Genomic DNA, 11,728 nt, shown 5'->3' on the forward strand with positions numbered 1-11,728 from the left:
CACCTTATATATCTCTCTGGCCGCGGCGCCATCGCAGCGGCCCCGGAAGAACGCGGCCGGGTGGAGAACCACCCGGCCGCGTCGCGAGCTTTCGCCTTCGCCTTACGGCGAGCTGGGCGAGGTCACCTCGAGCTCACCCGAGATGATCTGCTCCTGCAGGGCGGCGAGCTCCTCGGTCAGGCCCTCGGGCAGCTGCGACTCGAAGGCACCGAAGCCCGACAGTCCGACGCCCTCGTTCTCGAGCGTGCCGACGTACGGCGTCACGTCGAACTCACCCGTGGACGCCTCCATCGTGGCCTGGTACACGGCCTCGTCGATGCGCTTCATGATCGACACCAGCACGAGGTCGGCGACCGAGTCGTCGGCCACGGCCAGGTCGGAGTCGACACCGAGCATGACGGCGTTCGAGCCGCCGTCGACGATGGCGTCGCGCGCGCTCTGGTAGATCGGTCCGCCGACGGGGAGGATGACGTCGGCACCCTGGTCGAGGATGCCCTGCATCGCCTGCTTGGCGGTGTCGTTGGCCTGGAAGCCACCCGTCATCGAGCCCTGCTGCGACGCGACGTCCCAGCCGAAGGTCTCGACGGCGGCGCCCTTGTCCTCGTTGTACTTGGCGACGCCGTCGACGAAGCCGTCCATGAAGATGGTCACCGGCGGGATCGGGATGCCGCCCACCGTGCCGACCTTGTTGACGCCCGACTGCGCCGACCACGCGGCGGCGGCGTAGCCGCCGAGGTACGCGGCCTGGACCGTGTCGAACATGAGCGGCTTGATGTTGGGCGCGTCGGTCTCGCCGTCGGCCTCCGCATCGGCCCAGTCGTCGATGATCGCGTAGTTCACCTCGGGGTTCGCGGTCGCCGAGGCGATCGTGTCGGCCGACAGCTTGAAGCCGACCGAGACGATGAACGTGCAGCCCTCGGCGATGAGGTTCTCCAGGTTCGGCGCGTAGTCGTTCGCGGACGCGGACTCGACCTCGATCATCTCGACGCCGAGCTCGTCGGCGGCGCGCTCCATGCCTTCGAGCGCCGACTGGTTGAACGACTTGTCGTTGAAGCCGCCGTCGTCCGAGACGAGGCAGGGCTGGAAGCCTTCGACGACGTCCCCGGCGTCGCCGGTCGGGTCGGTCTCCTCCGGGGCGGAGCCGCAGCCCGCGAGGGCCAGAGCGATGCTCGCCGCGGCGGCGACGCCGGCGAGCTTCTTGGTGCGTGAGATGGTCAACTCAGCCTCCACTAGATCGCCCCGCGTCCTTCACGGGGACTGCACAAAGTTACACACTGTGACGAAGCAGTTGCATACCCGCAGAACGCGTCGAGCCGAAAGGTTACAAAGACGCAATACAGCCGTCATCGGGCGGACGGATGCCTCGGCACCCGGCATCCGTCTCTCAGAGGACTTCGCCGCGCCCGCTGAGCTTGAGCGCGTCGACGACGCCCTTCACCCGCTGAGCGTGCTCGCTGGTGGTCACCAGCAGCGCGTCCTCGGTGTCGACGACCACGATGTCGCGCACGCCGATGAGGCTGATCACGCGGCGCGTCTGGCTCACGACGATGCCGCTCGCGGCGTCGGAGAGGATGCGCGCGTTCTCTCCGAGGATCGCGAGCTCGTTCTTGCGCCCGCCCGAGTTGAGCTTGGCGAGGCTCGCGAAGTCGCCGACGTCGTCCCAGTCGAAGTGGCCGGGGATCACGGCGAGCCTGCCCTTCGCGGCGGCGGGCTCCGCGACGGCGTAGTCGATGGCGATCTTCGTGAGTGTGGGCCACACCCGGTCCACGACGGGGCCGCGCGCGTCGCGGTCGTCCCATACCTCCGCGAGATCCATGAGCCCCGCGTACAGCTGCGGCTCGTTCTCGGCGATCTCGCCGAGCAGCACGTCGGCGCGCGAGATGAACATGCTCGCGTTCCACAGGTAGTTGCGGTCGGCGACGTACGCCTTGGCGGTGTCGAGGTCGGGCTTCTCGACGAAGCTCTCGACGCGAGCCGCCTCGGGCGCCCCTTCGACGGTGAGCGCGTCGCCCTTGCGGATGTAGCCGAATCCGACGGACGGCTCGGACGGCTGGATGCCGATCGTGCAGATGTACCCGTCGCGCGCGGTCGCCACCGCCTGGCGCACCGCCCAGTCGAACAGCTGGGGCACGCGGATGACGTGGTCCGCGGCGAACGACCCGATGATGACATCGGGCTCGCGGCGGACGAGGATCGCGGCGGCCAGGCCGATCGCGGCGGTCGAGTCGCGCGGCTCGGACTCGAGGAAGACGTTCTTGTCGGCGATGCCGGGAAGCTCCTTCTCGACGGCGGCACGGTGCGCGCGGCCCGTCACGACCGAGATCCGGTCGGGGCCGGCGAGCGGCTCGAGCCGATCCCACGTGTCGCGCAGCAGCGTCCGTCCCGAACCGGTGAGGTCGTGGAGGAACTTCGGCGCATCGGCGCGCGAGAGCGGCCACAGCCGGCTCCCGATCCCGCCGGCGGGGATGACCGCGTAGAAGTCCTCGATAGGTCCTGACATGCCGACAGGCTATCCCGGCCGCGAAACAAACGCGGTTCTTGCCGGGTGCGAAGATCCCTCCGGAAGGTGATGGGGTAAGGGTGGCCTACGTCGCCGCCCCCCGAGAAGCGGGAATAGGATGGTCGCAGCGCCCGCGTGACGCCGATGGCTCGAGATCTCGGTCCCGGGCCACCTTCAGGGGCCCTGTCTCTCAGGCAGCGATCCGCCCCGCCATGTTCGATCCAGGGAGGACGGCCGTGTCTGCACCAGCACGCGTCACACCGTCGGTATCCGAGACCACTTCCCGAGTTCCCCGCGGCACCCTGTACCGCGGGAACGAGGGCATGTGGTCGTGGGTGCTGCACCGCATCACCGGCATCGCGATCTTCTTCTTCCTGCTGGTCCACGTGCTCGACACGGCGCTGATCCGGGTCGCGCCCGAGGCGTACGACGCGGTCATGAGCACGTACAAGAACCCGATCATGGGTCTCGGCGAGGTGGTCCTCGTCGGCGCGATCGCGTACCACGCGTACAACGGGCTGCGCATCATCCTGGTCGACTTCTGGCCGTGGGCCACGCGCCACCAGCGTCAGTTGTGGTGGGGCGTCATCGGCCTCTTCCTCGTGACGATGATCCCGTTCACCGTCCGCCACCTCTCGAACGTCTTCGCGTACGGCTGGGGAGGGGAGCACTGATGGCCACCATCGCCGATCCGCGAGCTCCGCGCACCGCCGTCCGCCGCAAGGGACCCAACCTCGAGAAGTGGGGCTGGATCTACATGCGTGCCTCGGGCGTGCTGCTGGTGGTCCTGATCTTCGGCCACCTCTTCGTCAACCTCATGGTCGGCGACGGCATCCACGCCCTCGACTTCGCGTTCGTCGCGGGCAAGTTCGCGTCGCCGTTCTGGCAGTGGTGGGACGTGCTGATGCTGTGGCTCGCACTGATCCACGGCGCCAACGGCATGCGCACGATCGTCAACGACTACGTGACGCACGAGGGCACCCGCCGCGTGCTGGTGTGGGCGCTCTGGCTCGCCGCCGGGTTCCTCATCCTGCTCGGCACGCTCGTGGTCTTCACGTTCGACCCGTGCATCCCCAACCTGAGCGACGGCAGCGTGCTCTCCGAGTTCTGCAGCGCGCAGGGCTGAGCGCACCGACGAGGCAAGAGACAACCGAGGCATTCCACACGTGACCACTCAGACCGCGGACTCCTACGTCAAGGACGGCGTCCACTACCACCAGTTCGACATCGTCATCGTGGGCGCCGGCGGCGCCGGCATGCGGGCGGCCATCGAGGCGGGCCCGGGCGCGAAGACGGCCGTCATCTCGAAGCTCTACCCCACCCGCTCGCACACCGGTGCGGCGCAGGGCGGCATGGCGGCGGCACTGGCCAACGTCGAAGAGGACTCGTGGGAGTGGCACACGTTCGACACCGTCAAGGGCGGCGACTACCTCGTCGACCAGGACGCGGCCGAGATCCTCGCCAAGGAGGCCATCGACGCGGTCATCGACCTCGAGAACATGGGCCTGCCGTTCAACCGCACGCCCGAGGGCAAGATCGACCAGCGCCGCTTCGGCGGCCACACCGCCGACCACGGCAAGACGCCCGTGCGCCGCGCGTGCTACGCCGCGGACCGCACCGGGCACATGATCCTGCAGACGCTGTTCCAGAACTGCGTCAAGCTCGGCATCAACTTCTTCAACGAGTTCTACGTCCTCGACCTCATCACGGTGAAGGACGACGCCGGCAAGACCGAGATCGCGGGGGTCGTCGCGTACGAGCTCGCCACCGGCGACCTGCACGTCTTCCACTCCAAGGCCGTCATCTTCGCCACCGGCGGCTTCGGCAAGATCTTCAAGACGACCTCGAACGCGCACACCCTCACCGGTGACGGCGTCGGCATCATCTGGCGCAAGGGCCTGCCGCTGGAGGACATGGAGTTCTTCCAGTTCCACCCGACCGGCCTCGCCGGGCTCGGCATCCTGCTCACCGAAGGCGCGCGCGGTGAGGGCGCGATCCTCCGCAACGCGTCGGGCGAGCGGTTCATGGAGCGCTACGCGCCGACGATCAAAGACCTGGCGCCTCGCGACATCGTGAGCCGCTGCATGGTCCAGGAGGTCGCAGAGGGGCGGGGTGCCGGCCCCCACCGCGACTACGTGCTGCTGGACTGCACGCACCTTGGCGCCGAGGTGCTCGAGACGAAGCTCCCCGACATCACCGAGTTCGCGCGCACCTACCTCGGCGTCGACCCCGTTGTCGAGCCGGTGCCGGTCATGCCGACGGCGCACTACGCGATGGGCGGCATCCCGACCAACAACGACGCGCAGGTGCTCAGCGACAACACCACGGTCGTCCCCGGCCTCTACGCCGCCGGCGAGTGCGCGTGCGTGTCGGTGCACGGCTCGAACCGCCTCGGCACCAACTCGCTGCTCGACATCAACGTGTTCGGCAAGCGCGCCGGCCGCAACGCCGTGGAGTACGTGAAGACCGCCGACTTCGTGCCGCTGCCGGAGGACCCGGCCGCCGAGGTCCGGAACCTCATCGAGGGTCTGCGCAGCAACCAGGGCACCGAGCGCATCGCCGTGCTCCGCAAGACGCTGCAGGACGAGATGGACCGCAAGGCCCAGGTCTTCCGCACCGAGGAGTCGCTCGGCGAGGTGCTCGACGTCATCGAGGAGCTGCGCGAGCGCTACAAGAACGTCCACGTCGACGACAAGGGCAAGCGCTACAACACCGACCTGCTCGAGGCGGTCGAGCTCGGCTTCCTCCTCGACATCGCGGAGGTCGTCGTCGTCACCGCCCGCAATCGCAAGGAGAGCCGCGGCGGCCACATGCGCGACGACTTCCCGAAGCGAGACGACGAGAACTACATGCAGCACACGATGGCGTACCTCTCCGGCGACGCCGGATCGTCGAAGTCCGACGACCACATCCGACTCGACTGGAAACCGGTCGTCATCACCCGCTACCAGCCGATGGAGAGGAAGTACTGATGGCGGCTTCAGTCACCGACGTCATCGAGCGCACCGACGCCGACGCCCCCGAGCGCGCCGCGGAGGCCGCGAACGACAGCGGCATCCAGTCGTTCCTCGTGACGTTCATCATCCGCCGCTTCGACCCCGAGGTCGACGAGGAGCCGCGCTGGGTCGACTACGACGTCGAGCTCTACTCGACCGACCGTGTGCTCGACGCGCTCCACAAGATCAAGTGGGAGGTCGACGGGTCGCTGACGTTCCGCCGCTCGTGCGCCCACGGCATCTGCGGGTCCGACGCGATGCGCATCAACGGCCGCAACCGGCTCGCGTGCAAGACGCTCATCAAGGATCTCGACATCTCGCAGCCGATCTACGTCGAGGCGATCAAGGGACTCCCCCTCGAGAAGGACCTCGTCGTCGACATGGAGCCGTTCTTCGCGTCGTACCGCGAGGTGCAGCCGTTCCTCATCGCGAACTCGAAGCCCGAGCCCGGCAAGGAGCGCATCCAGTCGATCGTCGACCGCGAGGTCTTCGACGACACCACGAAGTGCATCCTCTGCGCGGCGTGCACCTCGTCGTGCCCGGTGTTCTGGACCGACGGCCAATACTTCGGCCCCGCCGCGATCGTCAACGCGCACCGGTTCATCTTCGACTCCCGCGACGACGCCGGCGATGTGCGCCTCGACATCCTCAACGACAAGGAGGGCGTGTGGCGCTGCCGCACGACCTTCAACTGCACCGAGGCATGCCCCCGCGGCATCGAGGTGACCAAGGCGATCGCCGAGGTCAAGCAGGCCGTTCTGCGCGGACGCCCGTAGGGCACCGCGGGTGAGCGAGTCGCAACGGAGCGATGAGCGGATGCCGCAGCCCGCGCCCCTCGACGGCGCGCGCGCCGCGCGCCTCGCCGTCACCGGCGCCTATGTCGCGCAGGGACTCGGCTACGCCGTCATCGTCACGTCGCTGCCCGCACTCAAAGCCCGCCAGGACGTGGACGACACCGTCGTGTCGCTGCTCGTGCTCGGCGTCGCGCTCATGGCCGCGGTCGGCTCGGTCGTGGCGAACGCGGTCGCCGTCCGCTTCGGCAGCCGTGCGGCGCTGACCCTCGGGCTCGTCGTCCAGGCGGCAGCCCTTCCGCTGATCGCCGTGCCGACGCCGCTCCCGATGTTCGCCGCCGCGTTCGGGCTGTTCGGCATCGGCCTCGGCTGCGTCGACGCGGCGGCCGCGATGCAGGGCGTCGCGGTCCAGCGCGCGTACGGACGGCACCTGCTGGGCGGGCTGTTCGCCGCGGCGACGGCAGCCGCGATCGCCGGAGCCCTCCTCGTGTCGCTGGTCGCGGCATCCGCCCTCGCCGCCGGCGTCGCGCTCGTCTGCGCGGCGGCGATCGCGCTGGCGGCGGGAGTCGTCGTCGCCCGGCTGGGGGCACGCGAGGTTCCCGTGGACGAGGCGCTTCCGCCTGCCGAGCGGACGCGACTGCCCCGCGCCGGCATCTGGGTGTTCGGTCTGGTGATCCTCGCCGTATTCGTCGCGGACTCGGCGGTGAGCACGTGGGGCACGGTGTATCTGCAGGACGACCTCCACGCGCTGGCGTGGGTCGCGCCGCTCGGCTACGCCGTGTACCAGGGCGTGGTGCTGGTGACACGGCTCGTGACCGACCGCCTCATCCCCGCGATCGGCCGGCGCCGGCTCGTCGCGATCGCGGCCGTCGCGTCGGCCATCGGGTGCGGCGTCGTCGCACTCGTGCCCCATCCCGCCGCGGCCATCGCCGGCTTCGCGCTCGCCGGCGTGTCGGCCGGCGCGCTGATCCCGGTGACGTTCGGTGCGGCGGGCGAGCTCGACCCGCCGCACAGCGACCAGGTGATCGCGCGTGTCAATCTCTTCAACTACGCCGGAGCGATCCTCGGCGCCGTCGTCATCGGGCTCCTCGCCGACGGCCCCGGGCTCGGCCCGGCGTTCCTGCTGCCGGCGGTCGCGCTCGCGGCGGTGCTGTTCGCGGTGCCCCGGTTCCGGAGACGGCCGGATGCCGCGCCCACGCGCGAGCCGATCGCCGAAGGTCGCTAGTCTTTCTCCCGTGACCGACGAGCGCCGCCCGCATGCTCGCGATCGCGCGTATGCCGCGGAACGCGAGGAGCAGAAGCTCCGCGCCAAGTGGGAGGCCGAGGAGGAGCACCTTCACGAGCGGTTCGAGGCGCCCCTCAGCGCGGCCACGGCCCTGACGCGGCGGACCCTCGCCTGGTTCCCCGTGCGCGTGTGGCGTCACTTCCTGCGGCACAACGGCTTCCTCCTCGCCGCCGGCGTCAGCTACCAGGCGCTGTTCGCGACGTTCGCGGGCATCTACGTGGCCTTCGCGATCGCGGGCCTCTGGCTCGGCGGCAGTCAGCAGGCCATCGAGGGGATGATCGAGCTCATCAACAGCTACATCCCCGGCCTCATCAGCGACAACGGGCTCTTCACACCCGCGCAGGTCACTGAGATCGCCACGAGCAACGCCGGTGTGCTCGGGATCACCGGCATCGTCGCCCTCGGAACCCTCGTCTGGACTGCGATCGGCTTCGTCACGTACACCCGCCGCGCGGTGCGCGACATCTTCGGACTGCCGCCCGACCTGCGCAGCTACTTCTATCTGAAGGCCCGTGACTTCGTCGGCGCCGTCCTCTTCGCCGCAGGACTGCTCCTCGGGTTCGTCGCGACCTCGATCGGCACGTGGGCGCTCACGCTGGTCTTCTCGCTGTTCGGATGGACCGACACCTCCGGCGCGTACGCGATCGCGACCCGCATCGGCACGATCATCATCTCGTTCGTCATCTTCTCCGGGGCACTCGGCGCCCTCATCCGCTTCCTCACCGGCACGCGACTGCCGTGGCGGCGCATCTGGCCGGGCGCCCTCCTCGGCGGCGGCGCGATCACGGTGCTGCAGCTGTTCACCGGCTGGCTCTTCGTGTACACGCCGTCCAATGTGCTGCTCGCGACCTTCGCGATCTTCGTGGGGCTGCTGCTGTGGTTCCGCATCATCGGCATCATCATGCTCGTGGCGGCCGCGTGGATCGCCGTCGCAGCCAACGACGACGACATCCCGCTCCTCCCTCAGACGGAGGCCGAGCGGCTCGCGAAGGAGCACGAGGCACTCCTGATCGCCGCGCGCGTCCGTCTGCGCACCGCGCAGCAGGTTCGCGCCGAAGCGCCCTGGTATCGCACCTGGAACGCCGACCGGGCCGTGCGGGCAGCGCAGCAGGAGCTGGCACAGGTCGAGGCATCCGCCCCGCCACCGGCCGCTCCTGCGCTCGTGCCGCCGGCGGCGAAGGCGAAGGTCCACACGAACGGTTTCCGGCGCCGCTGAGTGTCGGCGGCGCCGGATAGTCTGACGGGCGTGTCTCGTCGTGTTCGCATCGCCTCTGTCAACGTCAACGGAATCCGCGCGGCGACGCGCAAGGGCATGCTCGAATGGCTCGACGCGGCAGACATCGACGTGATGGCGCTGCAGGAGGTGCGCGCGACCGAGGAGGAGCTGCGCACCGCCCTGCCCGGGTGGGATGTCGTCAACGACGAGGCCCTGTCGAAGGGTCGCGCCGGTGTGGCGGTCGCCAGCCGCCTGCCGTTCGTCGACGTGCGGCGGGTGCTGGGGCCCGAACCGCTCGATTCCGCAGGTCGCTGGATCGAGGCCGACTTCGACATCGACGGCGAGCGGCTGATCGTGGTGAGCGCCTACGTGCACACCGGCGAGGCCGACACTCCGAAACAGGACGCCAAGTGGGCCTTCCTCGACGCGATGGAGAGACGGATGCCGCAGCTCGCGGCCGCGTCGCCGCTCGCGCTCGTGATGGGCGACCTCAACGTCGGCCACCGCGAGCTCGACATCCGCAATTGGAAGGGCAACGTCAAGAAGGCCGGGTTCCTCCCCCGCGAGCGCGCGTACTTCGACCGGTTCTTCGGCGAGGCGGGCGCCCAGGTCACGGGAGTCGACGGCTCGGTGGGGATGGGACTCGGGTGGGTCGACGTCGGCCGGCGGTTCCACGGCGACGTCGACGGCCCGTACACGTGGTGGTCGATGCGCGGGCGCGCGTTCGACAACGACGCCGGGTGGCGCATCGACTACCACCTGGCCACGCCCGCTCTCGGAGAACGCGTCACCGACTACCGCGTCGTCCGCGCCCCCTCGTGGGACACCCGCTGGAGCGACCACTCCCCCGTCGTCGCGGACTACACGATCGGCCGCTGACGGTCGCCCTCGTCGAGCTGCGCGCCGAGTCGACGCGACGCCACCCGCTGTGGCTAGACTCCGCGAGGGGGTCGGCGATGAGGGGGACGACGTGGCAGGCGCAAGAAGGACGATCACGAGCGGACTCGCTGCGGCGACGGCGGCATTGACCCTCGCGCTGAGCGGCTGCGGAGGCGGTGCCGACGCGCAGCCGACTCTCGCCGGGTCGATCGACATAGTCGCGAAGGGCGTCGACCCGGGCGGATGGACGGTCACCGCGTGGGACGTCGGCCCCGACGGTCCGACACCCGGCGCCACGGCGTCGACCGACGACGACGGCGCGTTCGAGATCGACGCCGACGGTAATGCGGTGGTGTACCTCGACGCGCGGCCGCCCTCTTCCGACACAGCCCTTCTGGCCGCAGTGGCGAGCACGAACACGTCGATCATCACGCTCAACGAGCGGACCACCGTGGCCGCCGGGTACGGCCTCGCGCAGTTCTACGACGGTGCGGCGCCCTCAGGTGATGCACGCTGGCTGAGCAACGCCGCCGGAATGGCCGCGAACCTGGCGGATCCCGAGACCGGTGACTACGGCGACGTGCTCACGACGTCGCCGAACGGGTCCGAGACCAGCACCCTGGCGACCTTCACGTCGCTGTCCGATGTCCTGAGCGTGTGCCTCGCCGACGGGGCCGCGTGCGACGTGCTGTTCGACGCCGCGGCGAGCACCGACCGTCCCGAGTCCGCGGCGGCTGCCTTCGCGGCTATCGCACGCGACCCCTCCGCCGGTGCGGAGGCGCTGTTCGCGGTGGCCTCCGAGGCGAACGGCGAGCAGCCGGGGTTGTCCGACGCTCCCGCCGCCTGGACCCTCGCGCTCCGATTCGACGGAGACGGCCAGTCGCTCGCGGGACCGGGCAACTTCGCCATCGACCCCGAGGGCAACATCTGGATCAACAACAACTACCAGTACAACGCCGACCCTTCGGTTCCGGTGTGCGGGAGCGACCAGGCGTTCGGATTCGCGCCGAACGGCGAGCTGATCGCCACGCTGCAGGGCGGCGGTCTGAGCGGTTCGGGCTTCGGCATCGAGTTCGACCGGACCGGGCGCCTGTGGTTCAGCAACTTCGGGTTCGCCGCCGCCGCTCCGGGCTGTCCTGAGGCGGATCAGCCACCGCACAACAGCATGTCGCTCTTCGACGGCGACGAGGCGGTCTCGCCGTCCACGGGGTACACCCAGGGCGAGCTGAGCTGGCCGCAGGGCATCGAGTTCGACACGGATGGCAACCTCTGGATCGCGAACTGCGGCAACGACACGGTGGCCGTGTACCCCGATGGCGACCCCGACCAGGCGCGCAACCTGGGATCCTTCGGGCTCGAGCAGCCGTTCGCGATTGTCGACAACGGCCAGAGCGTGTTCGTCACCGGCACCGTGAACAGTGCCGTCGCGGTGCTCGAACGCGACGGATCCGCCGCGCCGTTCTCACCCCTCACACAGGGGTTCGACCGGCCGATGGGAATCGCGGCCGACGCGGCGGGCAACGTCTGGGTCGCGAACTCGGGCGGCATCACGCTGCCGTGCCCCGACCGGGTCGCCGAGGGGAAGGGCACGCCGTCTGTGACGATGATCTCACCCGACGGCACCGTCTCGACGCCGTACACCGGTGGCGGGGTCACCCTGCCGTGGGGCATCGCGACGGACGGCGACGGAAACGTGTGGGTGGCCGACTTCACCGGTCAGCGCGTGGCGGCGTTCTGCGGCGCCTATGCCGCGACGTGCCCGCGCGGCCTGACCACCGGACAGGCCATCTCGCCCGACGACACCGGCTACGGCTTCGACGGTCTCACCCGGAGCACCGGCATCGCCGTCGACCCGTCGGGCAACGTGTGGGTCACGAACAACTGGCTCACTGTCTCGGAGCAGACCAATCCCGGTGGCCACCAGATCGTCGCCTTCGTCGGCGCCGCGGAGCCCGTGACGGTGGAGCCGTTCGAGTAGCGGCGCGCACGGCCGCCTCAGCGGTGTCGCGGGCCGAGTGATCGAGCCGGACGGCTGCGGGCGGGCGCCGGGCCGAGGCATCC

The 11,728-nt window shown here is 69.7% G+C and carries 10 protein-coding genes; 8 read left to right on the plus strand and 2 right to left on the minus strand.

Annotated elements, in window-relative coordinates; translation table 11 throughout:
• Window positions 1–102 precede the first annotated feature (102 nt).
• Window positions 103–1,218 carry a BMP family lipoprotein gene (locus AC3ANN_RS12235; RefSeq protein ID WP_488337671.1) on the minus strand — a complete coding sequence of 372 codons (1,116 nt, stop codon included), beginning with the start codon at window positions 1,216–1,218 and terminating at the stop codon, window positions 103–105.
• Between the two features lie 166 nt (window positions 1,219–1,384).
• The gene (locus tag AC3ANN_RS12240; RefSeq protein ID WP_488337672.1) at window positions 1,385–2,500 is read right to left on the minus strand and encodes a mannose-1-phosphate guanylyltransferase; all 1,116 of its coding nucleotides are present in this window, start codon (window positions 2,498–2,500) and stop codon (window positions 1,385–1,387) included.
• 236 nt (window positions 2,501–2,736) lie between these two features.
• On the opposite strand from AC3ANN_RS12240, the gene sdhC reads away from it, so the two are divergent.
• The 8 genes from sdhC (at window position 2,737) to AC3ANN_RS12280 (ending at window position 11,645) form a co-directional block, all read left to right on the plus strand.
• On the plus strand, window positions 2,737–3,174 hold the full coding sequence (sdhC, locus tag AC3ANN_RS12245; RefSeq protein ID WP_194409169.1) for a succinate dehydrogenase, cytochrome b556 subunit: 438 nt from the start codon (window positions 2,737–2,739) through the stop codon (window positions 3,172–3,174).
• Window positions 3,174–3,626 (plus strand): succinate dehydrogenase hydrophobic membrane anchor subunit, encoded by a 453-nt coding sequence (locus AC3ANN_RS12250; protein ID WP_488337673.1) that lies wholly within the window; start codon window positions 3,174–3,176, stop codon window positions 3,624–3,626. Before sdhC ends, AC3ANN_RS12250 begins: the two co-directional genes overlap by 1 nt.
• Window positions 3,627–3,666: 40 nt before the next feature.
• Window positions 3,667–5,472: a succinate dehydrogenase flavoprotein subunit gene (gene sdhA, locus AC3ANN_RS12255; protein WP_488337674.1), complete on the plus strand. Its 1,806-nt coding sequence runs from the start codon at window positions 3,667–3,669 to the stop codon at window positions 5,470–5,472.
• The gene (locus AC3ANN_RS12260) at window positions 5,472–6,272 is read left to right on the plus strand and encodes a succinate dehydrogenase iron-sulfur subunit (RefSeq protein ID WP_488337675.1); all 801 of its coding nucleotides are present in this window, start codon (window positions 5,472–5,474) and stop codon (window positions 6,270–6,272) included. The genes sdhA and AC3ANN_RS12260 overlap by 1 nt, the downstream gene beginning before the upstream one ends.
• A 10-nt stretch (window positions 6,273–6,282) precedes the next feature.
• Window positions 6,283–7,512 carry an MFS transporter gene (locus tag AC3ANN_RS12265; RefSeq protein WP_488337676.1) on the plus strand — a complete coding sequence of 410 codons (1,230 nt, stop codon included), beginning with the start codon at window positions 6,283–6,285 and terminating at the stop codon, window positions 7,510–7,512.
• A gap of 10 nt (window positions 7,513–7,522) precedes the next feature.
• On the plus strand, window positions 7,523–8,788 hold the full coding sequence (locus AC3ANN_RS12270) for a YihY/virulence factor BrkB family protein (RefSeq protein WP_488337677.1): 1,266 nt from the start codon (window positions 7,523–7,525) through the stop codon (window positions 8,786–8,788).
• A gap of 30 nt (window positions 8,789–8,818) precedes the next feature.
• Window positions 8,819–9,667 (plus strand): exodeoxyribonuclease III, encoded by an 849-nt coding sequence (locus AC3ANN_RS12275; protein ID WP_488337678.1) that lies wholly within the window; start codon window positions 8,819–8,821, stop codon window positions 9,665–9,667.
• Window positions 9,668–9,758: 91 nt separating this feature from the next.
• On the plus strand, window positions 9,759–11,645 hold the full coding sequence (locus tag AC3ANN_RS12280; protein WP_488337679.1) for an NHL repeat-containing protein: 1,887 nt from the start codon (window positions 9,759–9,761) through the stop codon (window positions 11,643–11,645).
• Window positions 11,646–11,728: the final 83 nt, after the last annotated feature.

The organism is Microbacterium sp. STRO-2N (assembly GCF_057747775.1).